The sequence below is a fragment of the Granulicella tundricola MP5ACTX9 genome, assembly GCF_000178975.2.
GTDB lineage: Bacteria > Acidobacteriota > Terriglobia > Terriglobales > Acidobacteriaceae > Edaphobacter > Edaphobacter tundricola.
In genome coordinates this window covers 4,011,360-4,033,582 of record NC_015064.1, presented here as the reverse complement: position 1 = coordinate 4,033,582, position 22,223 = coordinate 4,011,360, and the positions used below count along the sequence as shown (strand labels likewise).

General features: G+C 64.0%; 16 protein-coding genes. 8 read left to right on the top strand and 8 right to left on the bottom strand.

The genetic code is table 11. From position 1 onward, the window contains the following. Positions 1-47 precede the first annotated feature (47 nt). The 4 genes from ACIX9_RS24060 (at position 48) to ACIX9_RS24055 (ending at position 5,131) form a co-directional block, all read left to right on the top strand. Positions 48-1,241 carry a peptidylprolyl isomerase gene (locus ACIX9_RS24060; protein WP_198152119.1) on the top strand — a complete coding sequence of 398 codons (1,194 nt, stop codon included), beginning with the start codon at positions 48-50 and terminating at the stop codon, positions 1,239-1,241. 36 nt (positions 1,242-1,277) lie between these two features. Beyond that, positions 1,278-1,829, top strand: a complete 552-nt coding sequence (locus ACIX9_RS17560) for a thioredoxin domain-containing protein (protein WP_013581839.1) — start codon at positions 1,278-1,280, stop codon at positions 1,827-1,829. Next, the gene (locus tag ACIX9_RS17555) at positions 1,826-3,784 is read left to right on the top strand and encodes a tetratricopeptide repeat protein (protein ID WP_013581838.1); all 1,959 of its coding nucleotides are present in this window, start codon (positions 1,826-1,828) and stop codon (positions 3,782-3,784) included. The genes ACIX9_RS17560 and ACIX9_RS17555 overlap by 4 nt, the downstream gene beginning before the upstream one ends. Before the next feature lie 78 nt (positions 3,785-3,862). Further along, positions 3,863-5,131, top strand: a complete 1,269-nt coding sequence (locus ACIX9_RS24055; RefSeq protein WP_013581837.1) for a TetR family transcriptional regulator — start codon at positions 3,863-3,865, stop codon at positions 5,129-5,131. Here the strand turns inward: ACIX9_RS24055 and ACIX9_RS17545 are convergent. The 6 genes from ACIX9_RS17545 to ACIX9_RS17520 form a co-directional block, all read right to left on the bottom strand. Continuing rightward, positions 5,128-6,390: an MFS transporter gene (locus tag ACIX9_RS17545; protein WP_013581836.1), complete on the bottom strand. Its 1,263-nt coding sequence runs from the start codon at positions 6,388-6,390 to the stop codon at positions 5,128-5,130. The two genes, ACIX9_RS24055 and ACIX9_RS17545, sit on opposite strands and share 4 nt — an antisense overlap. Before the next feature lie 54 nt (positions 6,391-6,444). Continuing rightward, positions 6,445-7,377 carry a GDSL-type esterase/lipase family protein gene (locus ACIX9_RS17540; RefSeq protein WP_013581835.1) on the bottom strand — a complete coding sequence of 311 codons (933 nt, stop codon included), beginning with the start codon at positions 7,375-7,377 and terminating at the stop codon, positions 6,445-6,447. 30 nt (positions 7,378-7,407) lie between these two features. After that, positions 7,408-10,434: a DUF6298 domain-containing protein gene (locus ACIX9_RS27435; protein ID WP_013581834.1), complete on the bottom strand. Its 3,027-nt coding sequence runs from the start codon at positions 10,432-10,434 to the stop codon at positions 7,408-7,410. A gap of 112 nt (positions 10,435-10,546) precedes the next feature. After that, positions 10,547-14,209: a TonB-dependent receptor gene (locus ACIX9_RS17530; RefSeq protein ID WP_013581833.1), complete on the bottom strand. Its 3,663-nt coding sequence runs from the start codon at positions 14,207-14,209 to the stop codon at positions 10,547-10,549. A gap of 409 nt (positions 14,210-14,618) precedes the next feature. Next, positions 14,619-15,086, bottom strand: a complete 468-nt coding sequence (locus ACIX9_RS17525) for a YybH family protein (protein WP_013581832.1) — start codon at positions 15,084-15,086, stop codon at positions 14,619-14,621. A gap of 4 nt (positions 15,087-15,090) precedes the next feature. After that, a complete protein-coding gene (locus ACIX9_RS17520; protein ID WP_013581831.1) occupies positions 15,091-15,759 on the bottom strand; it encodes a TMEM175 family protein in 669 nt (222 codons plus the stop codon). 53 nt (positions 15,760-15,812) lie between these two features. On the opposite strand from ACIX9_RS17520, the gene ACIX9_RS17515 reads away from it, so the two are divergent. Both ACIX9_RS17515 and iscX read left to right on the top strand, forming a co-directional pair. Beyond that, positions 15,813-18,029 carry a molybdopterin-containing oxidoreductase family protein gene (locus tag ACIX9_RS17515; protein WP_013581830.1) on the top strand — a complete coding sequence of 739 codons (2,217 nt, stop codon included), beginning with the start codon at positions 15,813-15,815 and terminating at the stop codon, positions 18,027-18,029. After that, positions 18,019-18,240: a Fe-S cluster assembly protein IscX gene (iscX, locus tag ACIX9_RS17510; RefSeq protein ID WP_013581829.1), complete on the top strand. Its 222-nt coding sequence runs from the start codon at positions 18,019-18,021 to the stop codon at positions 18,238-18,240. Before ACIX9_RS17515 ends, iscX begins: the two co-directional genes overlap by 11 nt. A gap of 11 nt (positions 18,241-18,251) precedes the next feature. Here the strand turns inward: iscX and murJ are convergent, their stop codons facing one another. Together murJ and ACIX9_RS24050 are read right to left on the bottom strand one after the other, a co-directional pair. After that, positions 18,252-19,847, bottom strand: coding sequence for a murein biosynthesis integral membrane protein MurJ (murJ, locus tag ACIX9_RS17505; RefSeq protein ID WP_013581828.1), 1,596 nt, complete (start codon positions 19,845-19,847; stop codon positions 18,252-18,254). Positions 19,848-19,987: 140 nt separating this feature from the next. Next, complete coding sequence (locus ACIX9_RS24050) at positions 19,988-20,608, bottom strand: MerR family transcriptional regulator (protein WP_013581827.1); 621 nt, start codon at positions 20,606-20,608, stop codon at positions 19,988-19,990. A gap of 177 nt (positions 20,609-20,785) precedes the next feature. Here ACIX9_RS24050 and ACIX9_RS17495 point away from each other — a divergent pair, with 177 nt between their 5' ends. Together ACIX9_RS17495 and ACIX9_RS17490 are read left to right on the top strand one after the other, a co-directional pair. Continuing rightward, a complete protein-coding gene (locus ACIX9_RS17495; RefSeq protein ID WP_232298745.1) occupies positions 20,786-21,418 on the top strand; it encodes a hypothetical protein in 633 nt (210 codons plus the stop codon). A gap of 36 nt (positions 21,419-21,454) precedes the next feature. Further along, positions 21,455-22,219, top strand: coding sequence for a zinc ribbon domain-containing protein (locus ACIX9_RS17490; RefSeq protein WP_013581825.1), 765 nt, complete (start codon positions 21,455-21,457; stop codon positions 22,217-22,219). The last annotated feature ends 4 nt before the right edge of the window (positions 22,220-22,223 follow it).

Here is a 22,223-nt window from a genome sequence, read left to right as displayed (position 1 = left end):
TAAGAGCGGATTCATGGATACTTTTGCAGGCGATGTATAACCAGCGTATGAGACGTCTTGCTCTGCTTGCCGCGATCCTCTTCAGTGCGATCCGCTTCACCGCCCTCGGGCAATCTCAGCCCAGGGCTGTGATCGATACGACTGCGGGACGTCTTACCTGCACACTTTTCACGCATGAGCGTCCTGCTACGACCGCCGCATTTATTGCGCTGGCGGAGGGGACGAAGGCGTGGACGGCTCCTGATGGGTCGATGGAGCGGGATCAGCCGTTCTATGACGGGACGCGGATCTTTCCGCACTCGGCGGGGATTGTGACGGGCGCTCGTGCGGCCAAGGAGGAACGGGCGGCGGGTGCGGGCTTTGCTGTCGAGGCTGCGCCGCCGCTGCGGTTCGACCGGGCGGGGCTGCTGGCGATGACCGAGGCCAAAGGAGAGGCTGGGCCGTCGCGGTTCCTGGTGACGGATCATGCCAATGCCGAGGTGGATGGGCATGCGGTCGTGTTCGGGGAGTGCGATGAGGCTTCGGTGAAGCTGGTGGCGCGGTTGCGCCGGGAGTTGCAGGCTACGGATAATCATCCTGCGAAGGATGTGGCGATCAGGCGGGTTGTGATCGTTCCGGCTGGTAAGGCTCTACCGGGGGTGGCTGCGGTGGATGCGAATGTTGTGGTGCTGCCGGCACCGAGTGCGGCTCCGCTTGCAGCGCCGGCGGGTCCTGAGCCTACGGGGCCGGTGGCTGTGATCGAGACCTCTGTGGGGACGATCTCGTGCCGGCTGTTTACGAAGGAGAGTCCGATTGCTACGGCTACGTTTCTAAGCCTTGTGGACGGGAGCAAGGACTGGACCGACCCGAGGACGCGTGCGGTTCAGCATGGGCACCGCTTTTATGATGGGCAGGCGATCGACCGGGTGCTGCCGGATTATTACATTCAGTTTGGGGATATTACGGGGGATATCAGCGGGGATACGGATATCGGTTTCCGGTTCAAGAATGAGAGTGCGCCGGGGCTTACGTTCGATCGTCCGGGACGGCTGGCGTTTGGCAACGGCGGGCCGGATACGAACAACAGCGAGCTCTTCTTTGCGCTGAATCCGATGCATGTGCTGGATGGGGGGTACACGATTATTGGGCAGTGCGATGGTGCGTCGATGAAGGTGCTGGAGAGGGTTGCGGGGTTGGCGCGGGATAGTTCGAACCGGCCGCTTACGCCGGTCGTCATTCGGCGGATCAGCACGAAGCCGTAGGTATCGCTTCGTCTGCCGGTGGCACTATGATGCCTCATGCTGCGTGTGGCCCTCTCCTTCGTCTTGTGTTTGATTGTGACTGCGGCGTTCGGGCAGGGGGCGCTCGACAGGGTTGCTGTGCCTGGGGCGCGGGCGGTGGTGCTGTTCTTTGTGGCTTCCGATTGTCCTGTGTCGAACCGGACGTTTCCGGAGATGAAGCGGGTGAGGGAGAGCTTTGCTTCGCAGGGAGTTGTGGTCCGGTATGTGTATCCGAATGTGGGGGAGACGGCTGCGGGGATTCGGGTGCATCAGCGGGAGTTCGATGCGGGGGGCGTGACGCTGGGCGATGCGGATGGGGCGCTGGTGCGGTTGACTCATGCGAAGGTGACGCCGGAGGCGGTGGTGCTGGTGCGGAGTGGGGCGGGTGGGTGGAAGACGGTTTATGCGGGGCGGGTGGATGACCGGTTCGTACATCTTGGGCAGGAGCGGCCTGCGGCTACGGAACACTTTGTGGAGGCGGCGGTGCGGAGCGTGCTGGCGGGGAGGCCGGTGGTGGCTGATCCGGGTGGGCTGGTGGGGTGCTCGATTGTGAGCCGAGGGGCGCGATGAGGTTTGTTGGGTCTCTGATGCTTTGGCTTGCGGGGGTCGCGGGGGCGCAGAGTGCGCCGACGTGGCGGCATGATGTTGCGCCGGTGCTGTATCAGAGCTGTACGGGTTGTCATCATACGGGGGGCTCGGGGCCGTTTGCGTTGATGACGTATGCGGAGGCGAAGCGGTTTGCTTCGGTGATCGATACGGCGGTGACGACGCGGTATATGCCGCCGTGGTTGCCGGAGGAGGGGCATGGCAGGTTTCAGGGCGATCGTCATCTGCCTGCGGAGACGGTGGCGCTGCTGCACCGGTGGATTGCGGCGGGGGCGATCGAAGGAGCGGGGCCGGTCGCGAAGGCTCCGGTGTATACGAGCGCGTGGCAGCTTGGCGAGCCGGATTTGATTGTGGAGACGCAGACTGCGGTGTCGGTGCCGGCCTCTGGCAGCGACTTCTTTACGAATGTGATTCTGCCGAATCCACTGGCCGGTACACATTGGGTGAGAGCGATGGAGATCAAGCCGGGTAATCCGCAGGTGGTGCATCATGCGAACGTGCTGATCGACCGGACGGCTTCCCTGCGGAGGACGCATCCGGAGTGGAGGCGCGGGGTGCCGGGGATGGATATCGAGGTGGACTCCGGGGACGACTTTGATCCGGACAGCCACTTCCTGTTCTGGAAGCCGGATTCGACTGCGCTGGTGGAGGCACCGGGGATGCCGTGGCGGCTCGACGCGGGCAATGACCTTGTGCTGAACCTGCACCTGAAGCCCTCCGGTAAGGCGGAGACGACGCGGGCTCGGATTGGGCTGTACTTTACGAAGACGCCGGCGGAGCTTCATCCGATGCTGCTGCAACTGGAGCATGATGCGGCGCTGAACATCCCCGCAGGCGATGCGAGCTTTCCGGTGGAAGATGCGTTGACGCTGCCGGTGGCGGTGTCTGTGCTGGGCGTGTATCCGCATGCGCATTATCTGGCCCGGCGGATGGAAGGCTGGGCGGTGACGCCGGATGGTGCGAGGCGGGATCTGATTTTGATTCCGGAGTGGGATATCGACCGGCAGTCCGTGTACCGGCTGGCGGAGCCGATGAAGCTGCCTGGGGGGAGCGTTCTGCATATGCGGTATGTGTATGACAACAGCACGGGGAATATCCATAATCCGCACTCGCCGCCGGTGGTGGTGAGGGCGGGCAACCGGTCTGAGGATGAGATGGCGCACCTGTGGGTGCAGGTGCTGCCGGAGGTGGATACGCTGGCGTCTCGGCAGGCGCTGGAGGGGGCGTGGATGAGCTCCGTGCTGCGGAAGAATCCGGGGGATGCGATTGCGCTGTATAACCTGGCGGCGCTGAAGTTGAGTACGGGGGCGGCGGCGCGGGCGGTGGAGCTTTATACGCAGCTCGACGGGCTGACGCCGGGGAGTGCGCGGGTGCTGACGGCGCTGGGGTCTGCGCTGCAGGCTCGTGGCGATGATACGGGGGCGAAGGTGCGGTATGAGGCGGCGTTGAAGGTAGATGGCGGCTATACGGATGCTGCGTTCGATCTGGCTACGCTGGATGTGCGGCTGGGTGATGCGGCGGGGGCAAAGCCGCTGCTGGTGGGGATGCTGGCTCGACACCCTGAGGATGCGGAGGCGCATCATCTGCTGGCGCTGGTGTATGCGGGCGGCGAGGAGTTTGAAGAGGCGTTGGTGCAGCTTCGGGCGTGGGAGGCGCTGGCTGCGAAGGACCCGGAGCCGCATCGTGCGCTGGCGCAGGTGCTGTCACAGATGGGGCGCGGGGCGGAGGCTCTGCGGGAGCAGCAACAGGTGGTCGCGCTGGCTCTGCGGGATGCGAACGACTGGAACGACCTGGGGGTGATGGAGGCTCGGGCGGGGGATAAGGTGGCGGCGCGGCGGGATTTTCTGCGGGCGCTGGAGATCAATCCGGGGTTGACGGAGGCGCGGGGGAATCTGGGTCATCTCAAACCGCTGGATTGATTGTGGGTGAGTGGTTGAGGTGCGTTTCCATGGGCCGCGTTGGCGTGACACAATCGTTCGTATGTCGGGTTTGATGGCTTGAGAGATTCGGGGGTCCAGCCGCTGCAGCCGCTCAATCAAGACGAGAGCCTGGGCACCGAGGCGGTGGCGGAGAGGCTGCGTGGGGTGGCGCTCGATCTGTTCTGGAAGAAGGGCTATAAGCCTACGACGACGCGGGATGTGGCGGCTGCGCTGGGGATTCAGCAACCTTCGCTCTACCATCATTTTTCAAAGAAGGAAGAGCTGCTGCATGGGATCTGCTATCCGACGTTTCTACACCTGATCGAGACGGCGGAGGCGGCACTGGCGCTTGCTGCGACGCCGCTTGAACGGTTGCGGACGCTGGCTCGTGTTCACCTGACGACGACGCTGGAGTTTCAGCGTGAGTTCTCCGTGAGCGTGATGGAGTGCAGGTCGCTTTCAGCGGAGTACCGGGCGGAGGTGGATGGGCTTTGGGGGCGGTACTCGGCTACCATTTTTGAGGTGCTGGATGGGGCGAAGGGGGCGGGGGTGGTGCGTGGGGATGTCGCCAACCGGTACCTCTATACGGCGCTGATGGACATGCTGAACTGGTCGGTGCTTTGGTATCGGCCGGGTGCGGCTTATACGGTGGATGAGCTGGATGGGATCTTCTTTTCGATCTATTTGAACGGCGCGATGACTGCTTCGACTCGCGCGGCCTGGAAGGGCGATTCAACGGTGCGGGAGGTTGTGGCGGGTGTGGCCAAGGGACCGGAGCTGCGGCTAGGTCATGCTCGGCTGCTGGATGCGGCGTGCGCGCTGTTTGCGCGGAGCGGATACTTTGCTACGTCGATGCGTGAGATTGCGGAGGCGGCGGGGATTCAGAAGGCTACGGTGTATCACTATGCGTCGAGTAAAGAGGATTTGATTTATCAGATCTCGCGGGCGGCGGTGGAGCATCTGCATGCGGGGGTGGAGGGGGCGCTGGCTGGGAGGACCGACCCGATCGAGCGGGTGCACGTGCTGATTACGGCGCATGTGGTCTGCCTGCTGGAGCACCAGAGCTGGCATGCCTCCGCCAATGACGAACTGCACGCGCTGACGGGGGAGCGGAAGCGGGAGATCGTGGAGCGGCGGGATGGGTATGAGGGGCTGCTGCGCGGGGTGTTTGGGGAGGCGCAGGAGGCGGGATTGCTGCGGGGAGATGTGCCGGTGAAGCTGATGGGGCTGGTGCTGCTGGGGATGGTGAACTGTATCTATCCGTGGTACTCGGCGGAGACGGATCTTACGCCGGTGGAGCTGGGCGCGTTGTTGTCGGATTTGTTTTTGACGGGTTGCTCGGCTTAGACCCCGATCGGGTTTACTTCGATCTCAGGCATCGGCGATGGAGCTTCCGGGCGGCCCTGCTGGGTGGGCTGAAGGGCGAGGCGGAGACATGCGGCTGCGGCGATCATAGCGGCGATGGCTCCGGCGAAGAGGACGGGGTAGCCGTAGCGGGCGATGATGGCTCCGCCGAGGGTGGCGGCTGCGGCCTGGGCGAGGGAGTTGGCGAGGAACCAGGCGGCGGAGGCGCTGCTTCTTTCTTGCGGTGCGGCTCGGTTCATGAGGAGGGTCTGGAAGAAGGGCTCGCTCATGTGGAAGGCGGCGAGGTAGCCGCAGAGGCCGATGGCGGACTGGAGTCCGCCGTGACTGCCTGCGAGGAGGGTGAGCGAGCAGGCGCCGGCGAGTTGGGTGGCGAGGATGCCGGAGGGGAGGCTGAGGCGGCGGAGCAGGAAGGGCATGGCAAGGACTGCGAGCGCTTCCAGAGCCTGGAGGACGGAGAAGAGGGTTCCAAGGGGACCGAGACCGAAGCCTAGCCGGTGGACGAAGAAGACGCCGACAAAGGGAGTGAAGCAGCCGATGGCTGCGGCGTAGAAGGAGCCTGCGGCAAAGAACCGGAGTAGATGGGTCGGGGGCAGGATGCTGCGGGTGGGACTCGGCGCTAATGCGTGACGCAGGGCTGGGGTGAGGCGTGCGATGGGCCATGCGGCGGTCATGGCCAGGAGCGAACCGGCGATGAGGACTGCGGACTGGCTGGGGCTGTGGACGACGCGTGCGAGCCAGCCGGGAAGATGACCGCCGAGGAAGCCTCCCGCGCCGCAACTGAGGATGGCGACGCTGAAGAGGAGGCTGAAGGCGAAGGGGCGTTTTGCCTCAGTGGAGACACCTGCGACGAGGGGTGAGAGGCCGACGACCCAGCCGCAGACGACCATGCCGCTGAGGAAGGCGAGCGCAAGCTGTATGGGTAGGGTCAGGAAGGCGGTGCGGGCGATGAAGATGGGGCCGACGAGCAGGAGGCAGGTCAGCACGACTCGGCTGAGACCGAAGCGTGCGGCGAGCAGACCGATGGGGAGGGTGCCGGCCATGGTGCCGAGGACCATGGCGGTGGCGACGAGGCCCAGGGTTCGCTCCGTGAAGCCGTGATCCATGAGGAAGAGGCTGAAGAGGAAGAGATAGGCGGAGAGGCCGACGTTGTAAAGGATGGCTGCGAGCAGGATGCGGCGGAGGTCGGGTCCGGGCGCCCGGTGCCGCCACCAGCCTGCGAGGTTGAGCGAAAGGGCTGCCACTTGAGTGTGCCTATTCTGCTTGAGGCAGAGCAGAGTAGACAAGCTCGCTGATGGCTATTTTGCTGGTTGGGACCACTCTGTGGGGATGGGTGGGGAGACGGGGGTGATCTCCTGGCCGAGGTAGGAGAGGTATGGGGTGATGGGGGCGTCGGTCAGGCCCTCGAGGCCGGCGACGATGCAGCGTGTGTCCAGGAAGGCTCCGGCGGTGTTGATGTGGACCTGCTCGCGGGTGTGGAAGAGGCCGGCGGTCTTGTCCGGGCCTAGCTTGCGGTAGGCCTGGGCGATGATCTCGCTGACGTCTACGAAGTCGGTGTGGCCTTCGGAGTTGGCGATGCGCCAGGAGGACTCGCGATAGTTGTTGACGCCGACCTCTACCTGGCCGTCCTTCCAGACGTTGCGGGTGGTGAGGGACATGACGATGGGGGTGGCACCTTTTTCGCGGGCTTGCTTGACGTAGTTGCGGAGGTACCAGCCGAAGGTGTGGACGACCTCATGCTTGTGGGTGACGATGTTGTCGATCTCCTGGGTCTGGTCGCCGATGCCGGGGATGGTGCCGCGGGCGGACTTGTCGTTGAGCTCGAAGACGTCGTTCTGTCCGAGCTGGATGAGGACGATGTCGTGGGGTTTGACCTGGGCTAGGACCTTCTGCCAGAGGCCTTCGGTCATGTAGGTACGGGTGGAGCGGCCGCCGCGGGCTGCGTTGACGACGTTGACCCTGGTGGGGTCGAAGAAGGCGGGGAGGAAGTAGCCCCAGCCCTGGATGGCGGCTGCGCCTTCGTCGGTGCGGTCTGGGTGGTAGCTGGCGGTGGAGTCGCCGACGATGAAGATGGTGGGGAGGGCGGGGTTGAAGGGGGCGGGGAGCTCTTTCTCGGGGTAGAAGGCGTTGGCTGGGGCGGGTGGGGGTGGGGTGGGTGGTGCGGTCTGGGCGATGGAACCGGCGGTCAAAGCGCAAATGATGACTAAGGGAAGCAGGTACGAAGGTTTCATGGATGGTCTCCAGTCGTTGATCGGGGAGGGCTATTCAGGCTTGAGTAAGAGGAGCCACGGGCTTGCGTTGGGCTTGGCGTAGGTGGACTGTTTGGCTTCGGCGGGTTGGGTCTGGCCGGTTTCGGGGTCGAACCATTGGGCGGCGTAGTGTGTGTGTGGGAGTGGGTGGGTGAGGGTGATGTCCGGGCCGGAGAGGGAGTAGAGGAGGATGGGGTCTTTGGGGCTGCCGGCTAGGGTCCAGGTGTGGTCCGGTGCGGCGGTCCAGCCGTCACGGGGCGAGAGGTTCATAAGGCTGGTGGCGAGGTTGGTTTGAATGAAGGCTTCGAGATTGTGGTCGGCGTTGGCGTGCTCGGGTGGTGCCGTGGCGGGACGCAGGGGGTACATGGCGGAGGCTTGTTGCTCTGCTGAGGGCTTAGGTGCGGGGGTGCGGCCGCCGACGAGGGCGGACTGGGAGGCTCCGCCGCCCATGAGGATGGGTATGGGGCCGGCACCGTCTTCCATGGGCATGAGGGCGATGTTGGGGTAGCGGTCGCGGTACTCGCGGGTGGCGCGGTAGACCTGCTCTGGGGTGGTGACGGGTGGGGTGTCGGTGTAGCCGGGGAAGGCGAGGGAGATGAGCTCGCGGAAGGCGTGGTTTTCGCCGGCCTTGGGGGCGAAGAGGGTGCCGTCGGGGCGGTACTCCCAGTAGCGCATGTCGACGACGGCGATCTGCTTGGAGCGGATGGGGTCCTGGAGGATGGCGTCGGTGGTCTGCTTGCTGGTGGTGAGGGCGAAGCGGATGTGCCGTCCGGGGTGGGTGGACTCCCACTCGCGGGCGGTGTCCTGGAAGAACTGCTCGAACTCCAATGGGCCAGCGTACTGGTAGGCGATGCCGAAGATGACGTTGGGCTGATCGCCGAGCTGGTCGAAGGTGTGGAGCATGTAGGCGCGGTGAAGGGCCTTCAGCTCCGGGTTGGTGGTGGAGAAGAACTGGTTACCGACGTCGTTGCGGTTGTGGGGTTTGAGGGGCGGCGGCTCGGGCAGGCCGGTGTTGTTGATGTTGTTGGCGGGACGCCAGGCGTAGTCGATCCAGTGGGGGCCGATCTCAAGGACGTCGTGGGTGTTGTAGAGGTCGTAGAAGATGAGAAAGCCCTGCTGTGCGGCTTGCTGGGCGAACTGCTTCTGGCGCTCGAAGTACCAGGGGTTGTAGCGGGAGAGGTCGAATTTGGAGAGGCCGTCCCAGGCGGTGCCCTGACCGCTGCGGGCCCAGGGAGCTTCAAAGAATGGGGCCCAGACGTTGCCGTCGTCACGGCGTTCTACGGTGTGGGCGTCGCGGCGATGGTCGTACCAGAGGCCGGGGTTGATCTGGATGGAGACGATGCCGCGGGCCTTGAGGCGGGAGGCCATCTCGGGGAGATCCTCCGTCAGACCGGGGGCGGTGACGCCAGGCATGAAGCGGCTGACGCTGGAGCCGGTGGACTTGCCGGCGGTGTAGGGGGAGGTGTCGCCGCGCCACCAGGCTTCACCCTGGGATGGGCCCCAGAGGGTTTTGCCTTCGAGGACGAAGCGGCCGTTGATGATCTGGACGGGGTGGGTCTGGGGGGGATTGGCTGGGGTTTCAGCTTTGGGAGAAGCGAACCACAGAGGGCTCGGAGGGAAGGACGAGGACACAGAGGTTTCTGGGAGGAGTGTGGTTCCTATGCGGGCTTGGAGTTGGGTTTCGTAGAGGGATTGGGGGGAGTTGATGACGTAGTTTGCGGCGGCGGGTGGGCCGATGGCGTCGACGGACTGGGCGGTGGAGTTCCAGAGGATGGAGTTGGCGGCGGTCCAGCCTGCGCCCTGAGCGCGGGAGAAGTCGAGGAGGAGTTGGAGGCGGGCGTTGGGGATGTGGACGCGCTCGTAGAGGATGCCGGAGGACCAGCCCTCAAAGGCTCCGCTGGCACCGAGGGAGGCGGTGGCGGTGTCGTCCAGGAAGACGTTGGGGCCGCCGGCGAGGAGGCCGGAGGCGAAGTCGTTCATGCCGGCTTCACTGGTGGAGTGGCGGACGAGGACCTGCTGGCCGTCGATGAGGAAGGACTGGCGGCGGTAGCCGGCGAACTCTGCGATGGGGGATTCGGCGTGGGTGTCTGTGATGGTGATGCGGCGGGCGCGCAGGTTGACGTGGACGGCGGAGGCGGCGAAGTGGCGGGTGGTGACGTTGCGGACGAAGGCGTCTTCGAGGTGGTCGAAGAGGATGGCGATCCAGGCGTGGTCTTCGTCTTTGGGGTTGGCGGGGTCGAAGGTGGATTCGAGCGTGAGATCTTCTATGCCGATGTGGGTAATGGGGGGCTGGCCGGTGAGCTTGGCTACGGTGCCTGCGCCGTATTGTTTTTCAAGCGCGGTGGTGATGGGGGCGTCGAGCGTGATGGTGTGGGTGGTGGGGTCGATGGAGAGGATGGTGCGGTCCCAGACGAGGTCGTGGGAGCCGGGCTGCCAGTCGAGACGCTGGTTGGCGAAGGTGCCGGGGAGTCCGGACATGCTGATGGCGGAGATCCAGGGGGCGGTGCTGGGGCGGCGGACTACGATGTGGTCGCCTGTCGTGAGGGAGTCTGTTGAGGTAAGGGTTAGGGTGAGGCTGCCGGCGGGGGCGTCTTCTGTGACTTCGATGGGAGTTGCGAGGGTGGGGTCGGTGAGGGCTCCGGCTTCGATGAGGCTGCGGCGGGAGAGGCCTTCGGCAATGAGGGTGGTGTTGGTGGGGCCGGAGCCGCGGAGGACGATGCCGGAGGCTCGGAGGGTGAGTTGGCCGGCGATGCGGTAACGGCCGGGCTGCAGGAGGAGCGCGCTGCGGAAGCCGTTGGGCTGGATGGGGAGGGTGGCGATGCGGTCGATGGCGGATTGGAGGAGGGCGGTGTCGTCGGAGCCGGTGGGGCGCACGGTAAGGACGGCGGGGATGGATGGGAGTGCGGGGCCGGCTTCGTAGCCGGCGAAGGAGAAGTCGATGCCGGTGGGGTTATGGGGGACGGCTGCCGTCTGGGCGAAGGAGATGGATGCGGGTGCGGTGAATGCGAGGAGCAGCAGGGGAGTTGGGGAGACGCGCATGTGAGGCTGGTCCTTGAAGGATGCTGGAATGATGCTTGGACGTGGGGGCTGGGGGTGAAGTCTAAAAAGGACGGCGCTCCACGAAGGAACGCCGTTTGTGAGGACAACAGGGTTAGAAGTTGATGCGGGCTGCGAGCTGGATGTCTCGGGAGAGATTGCTCTGGCTGCTGGAGACGCCGAAGGTGCTCGGGGTGCTGGTGCTGACGCCGGGCGCGGCCAGGATGACGGAGTTGGTGATGTTGTAGGCGGAGACGTCGAGGAGCAGGTTGACGTTGTCGTGGAGGGTGATGGTGCGCTTGAGGCTGACGTCGCCGTCAAAGGCCGTGGGTCCGCGGAGACCGTAGGGCGCGGTGCGTGCGACGTTGCCGATGGTGTAGTTGGGGTAGGCTGCCTTCTGGGCGGCGGTTGCGGTTGAGCTGGTGGCGGCGGAGGGGTCGATGAAGCCGTTGATGTCGATGTAATGGGTGGTGGCGGCGGTGGCCGCGGTGACGCCCTGGCCGTAGCTTCCGTTGATGCGGACCTTGGAGCCGGTGTAGTTGGGGTTGTAGTTGGGCATGCACTGGCCGGTGCCGGGTGCGACGCAGCCGGAGGAGATGATGGCGAGCGGGATGCCGGAGCTATAGGTGTAGATGGCGGAGAGCGAGAAGTCGCTCATGAGGCTGTTGAGGAAGCGGTTGTTGGAGTGGAGCGGCTGGCCTTTGCCGAAGGGGAGCTTGACGATGGCGGTGGAGTTGATGACGTTGGGGACGTCGGCGGTTCCGCGTCCACGCTCGACGCGGTTGGAGAGATAGCCGCTGCGGAAGGTTCCGTTGTCGTCGATCTCCGCGCTCCAGGTGTAGTTGAACATGAAGTCGATGTCTCGGCTCATGCGCTGCTTGATGATGAATTGGAGGGAGTTGTAATTGGAGTTGACGAGGTTGTCGTAGGTATCGGAGACGCCGGAGTACTGGGGGAATGGAACGAGCGCCTGCGCCAGGGTGCCGGAGAACGAGGCGTAGGGGAGTTGGATTCCGGGGAAGACCTGTTGAGCCTGGGCGATGACCGCAGGGGTGACCGTGGTGCCGAGCAGGGAGCCCAGCTTGAGGTACTGGGGGTTGAGCTGGTTGCTGAAGTAGCCGCGTGCGCCGCTGGCGGAGACCGGCAGGAAGTGGCCCTGGGAGCCGACGTAGTTGATCTGGACGGCCATGTCCTTGGTGAGCTGCTGCTCGATGCCGAGGTTGTACATGTTGGCGTAGGGCGCGCGTGAGCCGAGGTAGGGATCGGGGTAGCTCATGCTGGAGGCGGGGGTGTTGGAGAGGGTGGTGTAGAAGGTTCCGTAGCCGGCGTTGATGGTGGGTGGCGCGGTATAGGCGGGGAAGCCGCTATCGAGGAGGAAGGCTGCGTCTCCGGAGGTTTTGCTGACGATGGAAGGCGCGGAGCTGAGGCCTACGGTGCCGGTGCCTTTGAAGAGCGCGCTGCGGGTGCCGGAGCCGTGGGTGTAGGCGATGGCGTAACCGCCGCGAATGACGGTGCCGGGAGCGACGCTATACGCGAAGCCGAGACGGGGGCCGAAGTTCTTGTACCAGCTGTTGACCGGCGTGTTGCAGTTGCAGTACGGGCCGGTGCCGCTGCCGGCGTACTCCAGTGCGCCCTTGTTGCCGGTGATGGGGTTGGTGGCGTTGATGTTGAGGAAGGTGCTGCGGTTGATGACCTCGCGGTAGGCGGGGTAGTAGTCCCAGCGGAGGCCGATGTTGAGGGTGAGCTTGGAGGTGAGCTTGTAGTCGTCCTGGGCGTAGAGTGAGCTGGGCTGGATGCGTGCGCCGGTATCGATGAAGGACTGCTGGGTGAGCGAGCCCTGGTTGACCTGGCCGATAAGGAAGCTGGCGTAGGAGTGGCCGGTGGAGGAGATGCCGGTCTTGTTGGTGTAGAGGGCGGTCTGGCTGTTGCTGTACGTGAGGGTCACGGGCGAGATGCCAGTGGTGTAAGCGATGTCCTGCACCTCAAGCCACTGATGGGTGCCGCCGAAGGTGAAGGTGTGTTTGCCCTTGATGTATTGGACGTTGTCCAGGATGGTGGCGTAGTTGGTGATGTCGTTGTAGTCCTGGTCGCCGCTCCACTGGGTGAGCGGGTTGTTGCCAGCCCAGGTGACGGTGGGGAACGAACCTGAGGCCTGGCCGCCGGGGAGTCCGGTGACGCCGGCATTGGTGCCGAGGCCGAAGCCGGGGGTGCGGTAGTCGGGGTTGAAGACCGGGCCCCAGAAGCGGGTGTAGCCGGCCTTGAACTGGTTTACGAGATGCTGGTTGATGGTGAAGGTGTGCTCAGCCTGGATGAGCTTGTTCTTGGTCTCAAAGCCCTGGCCTGAGGTGTACGGGAGCGGGCCGGGGTTGGAGCCGTTGGATTGGAAGCCATAGACCGCGCCGAGCTGCGCGCCGAAGATGACGGAGAAGCGCTGGCGGTCGTTGATGGTCCAGTCCAGGTGCTCCATGGTGCTGAAGTGGTGCTGAAAGCTGGGGATCTGCGAGAGGTAGTTGTTGGTGATGTTGCTGTTGATGGGCGTGGGCTGGAACTTCTGCATGAAGGTCTCAGCCGCGCCGATGCGTGCGGGATTGATGACGTTGGGCTGGTTGTTATAGGCGAACTGCGTGCGGGTGCAGGTGCCGGCGCTCTGCGATCCGGTGGGGCAGCTTGTGGGATCGTAGATGGCCTGCGGGGTTGCGAGCGTCAGGAACTGGCTGAAGTCTCCACTGCGCATGGCGAGCGTGGGGATGGTGGAGTAGGTGGGGTTGTTGTCCTTGTGGAGATAGAAGCCGTCGTAGTTGGCGAAGAGGAAGATCTTGTCCTTCTTGATGGGGCCGCTGAGGGAGACGCCGTACTCGGACTGGTGCTCGTTGGGCTTGGTGGCGTGGCCCAGGAGAGGGTTGATGACGTTGGGCTGGAAGAAGCCCCAGGTATCGAAGGAGGTGTCGCGGTAGTAGTCGAAGACGGAGCCGTGAATCTTGTTGGAGCCGGAGCGGATGGTGTAGTTCTCCAGGCCGACGCCCTGGTAGGCGGCGGGCGGGTTGCTGGTGATGACCTGGAACTGGTCGACGGCCTCAACGGAGACGAGGTTGGAGACGTAACGCGGGTCGCCCTGCTCGTAGATGCTGGTCTGGGGGAAGCCATCGATGTAAACCTCATCCAGACGACCGGCGCTGCCGGTGCCGCTGAAGATGCCGGTCTGAACGCCGGAGCCGCCGTGGGCGACGCCGGGTTCGAGATAGACGAAGGAGGTGGGATTGCGTGCGCCGCCGTTGATCTGCAGCGGGAGCGCGACGTACTCGGCGTTCTCCATGGTGCCGCCGATGGAGGCGTTCTGGGTGTCGAGCTGGGGTGGCGCACCTTCTACGGTTACGGTCTCGGTTGAGACGCCGAGGGTGAGCTGGGGCTTGAGGCCGACGATCTGCAACGCGTTGACCTGGATGTGCTCCTGGGTGAGCTTCTCAAAGCCGGTGGCGACGATGGTGACGGTATATTGGCCGGCTTCCAGGGGCGAGAGCGTGAAGGCACCGGCGCCGCTGGAGTGCTGCGTGACCCTGGTGCCGTTGGCGTTGTTGACGGCGACGATGAGCGCGTTGGGGATGACTGCGCCGCTGGGATCGGTGACGGTTCCGCTGATGGAGCCGCTGCCTCCGATCTGTGCGTCGAGGCGGCTTCCGGTCGAGAAGAAGCAGAGGACGGCCAGGAGGATGACTGTGGCGAGCCTGATCGCTGAGGCCAGGCTGGAGGGGGTGGATTTCGTGGCTACGAGTGTGCGCATCAGGCTCTCCAAAAGGGTTTGTGGCAGGTGCGAGTGCGCCGGAAATTTCCCGGCCCGACCGATTGATAGTTTGCAAGCGAGAGCATTCTGCAAAGCGCGGAGAAGTCTTGTCAAGGGGAATTGTTCAGACCACTTGAAGAAATTTTTTGGACGGAGGGAGGGTGGCGCGGGATCTCGGGCGGACGGAGCGTCAGGGATGGTCTTTGACGTGAGGGGGCGAGCAGGGCTGAATACACGGCACAAGCGCCCAATCGGGGAAGATCGCCGAGGGCCGATGCGGGAGAGAACTACGTTGCCGGTGGGGTGCGGGTGCCTTGGAGCAGGGCTTGGCGATCCGGCCTGAGTGGCGGAATTGGTTCAGCCTCTTTTGGATTTGAGGAGGGTGAGGGTGTCGAAAGACGGGTGGGCTTTAGGTGGTGTGATCGACGATGATCTTCCAGCCGCCCTCGGTTTTTTCGAAGATGAGGGAGAAGATTCCGTCGGCTGGGCCGCCGGCCTTTTTGTTGCGGTCGAGGTGATACTTGCCGAGGACTACGGCGAACTTTTCGTCGAGCAGGCGGGGCTCGAGATCTGCGAAGGTGAGGGTGCCCATGGCGTCGCGGTTGGGGTAGTTGTGGCGGTAGTCGGAGACCATCTGGGCGTAGCCGTGGCTGACCTGTGCGCCGACGAAGAGGATGTCCGGCGCGTTCTTGTAGCCGGTGACGTAGGAGTCGATGTCACCGCGATTCCAGGCCTTCTCCTGCGCGTTAAGGACCTTGATGATGGCGAGTTCGTCGTGGGAGAGGGTGCGGAGCTGGTCCGGACCTTTGTCCTGCGCGCGGACGGCGGGGGCGAGTGGCAGGCAGAGAATGAGGGCGAGGAGGAAGAGGGTTTTCATGGGATCACCTGGACGCGCGTGAGGAGAGGATACCGTATCGATCAGACGGCGCCGTGGGTCTCGCAGTTTTCGTGGGCTGCCTTGAGGAGGAAGCCGGGGACGATCCAGATGACGGTGACGAGGGCGATCTCAGCCGCGGCGACGAAGGGGTGCCAGTAGGCGAGGGCATTGCAAGGGCGTACATGGCGAGGCTGAGGAAGGCTTTGCTGCGCTCGGCCTGCTGAATGGCTGCGTCTGTGGGGTCTTCTACGCCGCCGGTGCGGTGGAGATGACGGCCGATGGCGAGCGAGAGCGCGATGAAGCCGATGCCGCTTAGGAGCAGGGCTCCGGCGTAGACGGCGACCGAGAAGGAGTCAAAGTGCTTCTCCAGCGCGTAAGACGTGGCGAAGGGCAGGAGCGACAGGCAGAAGAGGAAGAAAAGATTTCCGTAGAGCATGGGCGCGTTGACGTGGCGGATGCGATGCACTAGGTGGTGATGATTGACCCAGTAGATTCCGGTGAAGGTGAAGGAGAGGAAGTAGACGGCGAGCGTGGGGAGGATGGCTCGGGCAAAGGCTGCGGGGCCGGGGTCATGCGGGACCTTGAAGTCCAGGACCATGATGGTGATGATAACGGCGATGACGCCGTCTGAGAAGGCTTCCAGGCGGCCGGGGGATGGTTGTTCTTTGGGCATTTTTGCGGGGAACCTTTGGAGAGCAGGATACACGGCGGGCCTAGAATAGGCAGATGGAGCTTGTGGGCGAGAGCGGGAGGCGCGTGGTGCATGCGGTGTGCTCGCATGACTGCCCGGATAGCTGCGGGGTGCTGGTGACGGTCGCGACGGATGCGGCCGGGCAGGAACGTGCGGTGAAGGTGGAAGGCGATCCGAACCATCCGGTGACGCGTGGGTTTTTGTGCGGCAAGGTAGCGAAGTATCTTGACCGGGTGTATGCGCCGGATCGTCTGCTGTATCCGATGAAGCGTAAGGCTGGCGTGGCCAAGGGGCCGCTGGTGCAGGGACGGGAGATGGAGGCGTTCGAGCGGATTACTTGGGACGAGGCGCTCGAGGTGATCGCGACACGGCTGCAGGGGATTTCGGACGAGTTTGGGCCGGAGAGCATTCTGCCCTATAGCTATGCGGGGACGATCGGGCAGCTTGGGTATGGGTCGATGGACCGGCGGTTTTTTTATCGGCTGGGGGCTTCGCAGCTCGACCGTACGATCTGCGCGACGGCGGGTGGGGCTGCGCTGACGAGCGTGTATGGGGTGAAGCTGGGGACGGTGCCGCAGGACTTCGCTCATGCGGGGTTGGTGATCGCGTGGGGGGCGAATATTCATGGGAACAACATTCACCTTTGGCCGTTTATTGAGGAAGCCCGGAGAAAAGGCGCGCGGCTGGTGGTGATTGACCCTTACCGGACGCGGACGGCGGCGCTGGCGGATGAGCACCTGGCGATCAATCCGGGGACCGATGGGCTGCTGGCGCTGGGGATGATGCATGTGATCTTCAGCGAGGGGCTTGAGGATGCTGCGTATCTGGCGGAGTGTACTGTCGGGGCGGCGGAGCTTCGGGCTCATGCGCTGAAGGCGGAACATGCGCCGGAGGTGGTTTCGCTTGCTACCGGGATCTCAGTGGAGAAGATTGTGGGGCTGGCGCGGGAGTATGCGGGGTGCTTGAAGCGTACGGGCAAGCCGGCGGTGATTCGGGTGAACTATGGGGTGCAGCGGAGTGAGAACGGTGGGACTGCGGCGAGGGCTGTTGCGATGCTGCCTCTGGTGACGGGAGCGTGGAAGCACAAGGGCGGTGGGCTGCTGCTTTCTACGAGTGGGTCATTTCCGTTCGACAACAACACGCTGCAGAGGCCGGACCTGATGTATGCGAGTCCGCTGGGGCGTGCGGCTCGGGTGGTGAATATGAGCCAGTTAGGGCAGGCTTTGACGGAGCTCGGTTCGGAGGCGAAAGATGGCCCGCCGGTGAAGGCTTTGTTTGTCTATAACTCGAATGCTGCGGCTGTGGCTCCGAATCAAAATGTTGTGTTGGCGGGGATGCGCCGGGACGATCTCTTTACGGTCGTCCATGAGCAGTTCTTTACCGATACAGCGGACTATGCGGATGTGCTGCTGCCCGCGCCAACGTTTCTTGAGGTGAAGGATGTGCAGGGGGCTTACGGGCACCTGTTCGCGCAGGTGAGTAACCGAGCGATTGCTCCGCTGGGGGAGGCTCGGTCCAACGTGCGGGTGTTTGGCGAGCTTGGGCAGCGGATGGGGTTTGAGGAAGACTGCTTCAAGGATGGCGATGATGAGTTGATCGATCAGACGCTGGCCTCCGGCAATGCCTGGTTTGAGGGGATTACGCGGGAGCGGCTGGAGCGGGAGGGGCATGTCGCGCTGAGGCTGCCGGGCAATGAGGCCGGAGAGACGCTTCCCTTCTCTACTGCTGAGTGGTTCAGGACTCCGAGCGGCAAGGGGGAGTTGGTGCCGGTGCCGGTGTATGTGGCACCGGAGGAGTCTCGCGCGCGGGCTACGGGGGAGTATCCGCTGGAGTTCCTGGGGCGGAAGGCGGACAACTATATGAACTCGACGTTTGCCAATCAGGCTGTGCATCAGCGCATGGAGGCCAAAACCGACGGCGTGCTCGAAATGCATGCGGACGATGCGCAGGCCCGGAGTGTGCAGACCGGCGACGAGGTGGAGATCTTCAACGCGCGCGGCAGGATCGTCCTGAAGGTGGGGATAAACGGCAAGATCAACCGCGGCGTGGTGGCGGCCAGGCTGGACTGGGCGAAGCTTGGCCAGGACCTCTCCGGACGCGGCGCGAATGTCAACGCGCTGACGAGTGAGCGGGTGACGGACCTGGGCGGCGGGGCCACGTTTTACTCGACGCTGGTGGAGGTTCGCAAAGTAGAACGTCCCGCGGCGGCTCTCGCGCATCCAAGCTCAGAGGAGACGAACGATGCCGCGTGAGATTCAGTGGACCGATGCCGAAGAGATTGGGATTCAACTGCAGGAGAAGTATCCGGAGATCGAGCCGTACACGGTGCGATTTACGGACCTGCATAAGTATGTGACAGAGCTGCCGGGGTTTGTGGGCGATCCGATGAAGTCGACCGAGCCGGGGCTGGAGGCGATCCAGAAGGCCTGGTACGAGGAGTATGAGGACGCCAAGGGGCTGTAAGGGCGTTTGCCCTAAGCTTTCCGGTTTCGAAGCTGCTGGATGAGCTTCGAGCCGGAGAGTTGCAGGGTGAAGAGGATCACTCCGGCCCAGAGGGCGGAGGCGATCAGGATGACCACAATGTCGCCGGGGTGGCCGGACGGGTGTGGGATGTACGGGATGGCCGTTGAGGTCAGGAAGTAGGCCAGCAGCGCGGCGATCAGGGCTCGGCCTATCTCCTCAAACTCCAGACTCGCCAGCGATACGATGTGCTTCTGATGGAGCAGCACGGCCAAGGCCACCGTGTGGGCGAGGATGCCGAGGTCGGAGGCGATCGCCAGGCCATCCACGCCGATGTGGTGGAAGAGCAGCGCGTAGATGGGAATCGAAACCAGCGTGACGACGGTGCCGGAGATGGCAGGCGTGAGGGTGTTGCGCGCGGCGTAGAAGGCTCGGGCGTAGATTCCCTGGGCGGACCACAACGCCAACGAGACGGAGAAGATGGCGAAGTAGTGTGCGGTGTTGAGGGCGTCGGCCTTGCTGTAGACGCCGCCACGGTAGATATCGAGGATTGGGACCGAGAGCGAGCACATCCAGGCGGTGCAGAGGAGGCCTACGGCCAGAAGGCGCGAGACGGCACGGTTGACGGCGGCGTTGAAGTCGAAGTGGCGGCCTTGGGCGTAGAGGCTGGTGAAGAACGGCAGCGACGCCGCGCCGGCAGCCGCGCCAATGATCCCGAGCGGCGCGTTGAAGAGGGTCTTGGCGTTTTGAAGGCGGGTGAGGCCGCCGTCATCCGCCGTGGCGAAGTAGCCGAGAATCCACTTGTCCGCCATGGCCAGCGAGACGCCGATCATGAGGGGCAGCGAGAGCTTGAGCCACTCCAGAAAGGCCGGATGCTTGAGGTTGAAGATGGGGGTGTAGCGCAGGCCGCCGCGAAAGGCACCGATGGCGTTGAGGAGTGCGGCTCCGACGAAGGCACCGCCCAGGACACCATAGGCGAGCGAATCGATGCCGAGGCGGGCGGAGAGCAGGACGCCGCCGAGGATGATGCCCAAGTTATAGATCAGCGGCGTGATGGCCTGGTAGAGGAAGATCTTGCGCACCAGCAGGCGTGAGCCGAGGACTCCTCCGACGAAGAAGAAGAACTGTGCGGGTAGCAGCAGGCGCGTGAGATGGGTGCAGAGGGCGGCGGTCTCCGGGTTGAGCTTGGGGAAGAGCGCGGCGGTGTACCAGGGGGCGATGAGCTCCGCGATGAGGATGCCGGTGCCGAGCACGACCATCATGGCGTTGAGGATGATGGAGAGGGCACGGTCCGCGCCTTCTTCGTCGCCTGCCTCACGGTAGCGGCTGAGGATGTTGACCAGGGTGATGGAGGCCACGCCGCCGATCAGGAAGTAGCTGATCATGTCCGGCAGGTTGAAGGCGGCGTTGTAGGCGTCCGTTATGCTGCCTGCGCCGAAGACGTAGGCGATGTACTTGGTGCGGACGAGGCCGAGGACGCCGGAGAGCAGGGACGCTCCCATGAGCAACATCGTGGCGGAGAAGACGGAGTGCTGGTGCTTGAGGCTGAAGAAGCCTGCTCGTGGGGTCGTTTCGGGGATGGGCTGGGTCGTGGGCTGGGTAGTGGACAAGGGTTTTGGGACCGTATGCGGTCTTATCAGTTTAGCGCGGTGGATGTGTGATGGGTGTGCCGCGTGTGAGGTGTGGTTTTCTTCCAGGTGTCAGCTATCAGCCGTGAGCTGCCAGTTTGAGGGTGGCGGGTGTGGCGAGCTTAGGCCTGGGTGGGTGGATCGAAGTCGAGGTCGTCGAAGAGGGAGTCCAGGAGGGTGGGGCCTTTTTCGCGCTCCAGCATCAGCTTCGACTTGGGAAACTGGGCTGGCGGCGTCTTGGCGCGGGGGATGGGCTGCGGACGCGGGGGGCGGATGGGCTGCACCACCGACTTCGCCACCGCCGGGCGCGAGAGCATGGCGTGGAGCTCGCCGAGTTCCTTGCGGATGGCTTCAAGGTGGCTGGTGTCGACTGCGCCTGGAGCCGCAGACTCCGGCTCTCCCATGTCTCCGAGACCGAGTTGGGTGTCCCGGGTGGTGCGAAGCTCAGCCTTGAAGGCCTGGCGTGCGCCGGGGATGGTGTAGCCCTCGTCATAGAGGAGGGTCTTGATGCGGAGGGCCATTTCGACGTCGCGGCGGCGGTAGAGGCGCTGGCCGGTGCCACCTTTGTTGGGCCGAAGCTGGGGGAATTCGCCTTCCCAGAAGCGCAGGACATAGGCCGGCACGTCGCAGAGTTTGGCGACCTCTCCGATGCGGAAGTAGAGCTTATCCGGGATCTCGCGTGCGGACGACGCACCGGTGCCTCCACTGCCGGAACGCTTACGGATTGATTCCTGCGGGGCCATGGCTGGGGCCAGTATAGGTGAGGCGCGCGCCGTCCGAACAACAGAATCCAAAGGGATTCGCCTTGATTACCCTTGGCTAAGTCTCTTTTCTGGAACGAATTTGGGCCGGGGCGCGTATGTTGGGGTAACGGCGGCAGGGCCACGCCGCAGGCAACGACCCGTGCAAGGCGGGCGAGGATGAAGGTTATGACAATCAATCAGGTTCGGATGGCTGTTCTGGTAGGCGCGGCAGGCGCACTTTTGGCTTCAGTTACAGGTTGCCGGGTGGAGGATCACAAGGACGGCGACGCCACCAACGTGAAGATCGCGACTCCGTTTGGCGGCATGAGCGTCAAGACCAACGACAAGGTGATCCAGGGCAATATGGGCCTGGACGTCTATCCGGGTGCGGTGCTGGAGCGGAAGAAGAACGAGAACGACAGCGCGGCGGACATCAATATGAGCTTCGGCAGCTTTCACCTGGGCGTGAAGGCGGTGAGCTACACCACGCCGGACAGCACGGACCAGGTGATGGCCTTCTACCAGAAGGACCTGTCCAAGCATGGCTCGGTGATCAAGTGTAAGGACGACCGGCCGGTGGGCATGCCGGTGCGGACCGATGACGGTCTGACCTGCGATGACGACGACAAGAAGAACACCGTTCAGGTGAATGCGAAGGACGGTAAGGGTACGGTGGAGCTGAAGTTCGGGTCCAAGCAGCACCAGCACATCGTCTCTATTGAGCCGCATGACGGCGGGACGAAGATTGGCCTGGTGGCGCTGGATCTGCCCGGCAACTTCAGCGTGACGGATGAGGACAACAAGCAGTAAGCCGTTGCGGCCGTGAATGTTGGCTACAATCAAGGGATGAGCACTTCCCAGAGCGGGCTGCAGATGGTCGGAACCTGTCATCGCTGCGGCGGCGAGTTGGCCGCGCACGCGGTGACGGATGAATCCGGCCTGTTCTGTCCGCACTGCGGTGCGCCGCAGATCCTGCTGCCGGAGTACATGCGTCCGGAGCCCGTGCCGGAGCCGCTGGCGGTGACGCCGACCACGGGAACCATTCCGCCTCCGCTGCCGCAGGCGATCGACTGGCGCAATGCCCTGATCTGCGGGGGTGCCGTGGCGCTGGTGGCTGCGGTGCTGACCGTGCTGGGCGTGATTTCGTCGTTCGCTTCACTGATCAACTTTGTGTGGGTGGTCAGCGGTGGCGTGGCGACGGTTGCGGTCTACCAGAAGCGGCGGCCGGATGCGCTGATGAACGGGCGCGTGGGCGCACGGATCGGGCTGACGGCGGGGCTGATGTTGATCGTCGCGATTGGGCTCGCGCTGGCGACCTCCGGGGTGGTGGCGCGGTTCGGGCTGCACCGGATGGCGAGCTTTGACGCGCAGGTGGCGGAGTCTGTCCAGACCATGCAGGTGCAGATGCAGGCCAGCATGGAGGAGCAGAAGCAGAGCCGCGATGTCCAGGAAAAGGTGATTGGGATGGTGAACTCGCCGGAGGTACGGGCGGGGATTGCGGTGGTGTATCTGGGTCTGCTGGGCGCGATCGTGGTGCTGCTGGGCATGGGCGGCGGGGCGTTTGCAGGGATGCTGGGAGCAAGGCGGCAGGGTGTGCGGAGGCTGCTATGATCGG

What these genes read in the sequence shown, in the direction of transcription:
- ACIX9_RS24050 (WP_013581827.1), bottom strand. Translation starts at nt 20,608, where the DNA reads ATGGCCCCGCAGGAATCAATCCGTAAGCGTTCCGGCAGTGGAGGCACC.
- ACIX9_RS27435 (WP_013581834.1), bottom strand. Translation starts at nt 10,434, where the DNA reads ATGCGCGTCTCCCCAACTCCCCTGCTGCTCCTCGCATTCACCGCACCC.
- ACIX9_RS17530 (WP_013581833.1), bottom strand. Translation starts at nt 14,209, where the DNA reads ATGCGCACACTCGTAGCCACGAAATCCACCCCCTCCAGCCTGGCCTCA.
- ACIX9_RS17555 (WP_013581838.1), top strand. Translation starts at nt 1,826, where the DNA reads ATGAGGTTTGTTGGGTCTCTGATGCTTTGGCTTGCGGGGGTCGCGGGG.
- iscX (WP_013581829.1), top strand. Translation starts at nt 18,019, where the DNA reads ATGCCGCGTGAGATTCAGTGGACCGATGCCGAAGAGATTGGGATTCAA.
- ACIX9_RS24060 (WP_198152119.1), top strand. Translation starts at nt 48, where the DNA reads ATGAGACGTCTTGCTCTGCTTGCCGCGATCCTCTTCAGTGCGATCCGC.
- ACIX9_RS17525 (WP_013581832.1), bottom strand. Translation starts at nt 15,086, where the DNA reads ATGAAAACCCTCTTCCTCCTCGCCCTCATTCTCTGCCTGCCACTCGCC.
- ACIX9_RS17490 (WP_013581825.1), top strand. Translation starts at nt 21,455, where the DNA reads ATGAGCACTTCCCAGAGCGGGCTGCAGATGGTCGGAACCTGTCATCGC.
- ACIX9_RS17520 (WP_013581831.1), bottom strand. Translation starts at nt 15,759, where the DNA reads ATGCCCAAAGAACAACCATCCCCCGGCCGCCTGGAAGCCTTCTCAGAC.
- ACIX9_RS17560 (WP_013581839.1), top strand. Translation starts at nt 1,278, where the DNA reads ATGCTGCGTGTGGCCCTCTCCTTCGTCTTGTGTTTGATTGTGACTGCG.
- ACIX9_RS17515 (WP_013581830.1), top strand. Translation starts at nt 15,813, where the DNA reads ATGGAGCTTGTGGGCGAGAGCGGGAGGCGCGTGGTGCATGCGGTGTGC.
- ACIX9_RS17495 (WP_232298745.1), top strand. Translation starts at nt 20,786, where the DNA reads ATGAAGGTTATGACAATCAATCAGGTTCGGATGGCTGTTCTGGTAGGC.
- ACIX9_RS17540 (WP_013581835.1), bottom strand. Translation starts at nt 7,377, where the DNA reads ATGAAACCTTCGTACCTGCTTCCCTTAGTCATCATTTGCGCTTTGACC.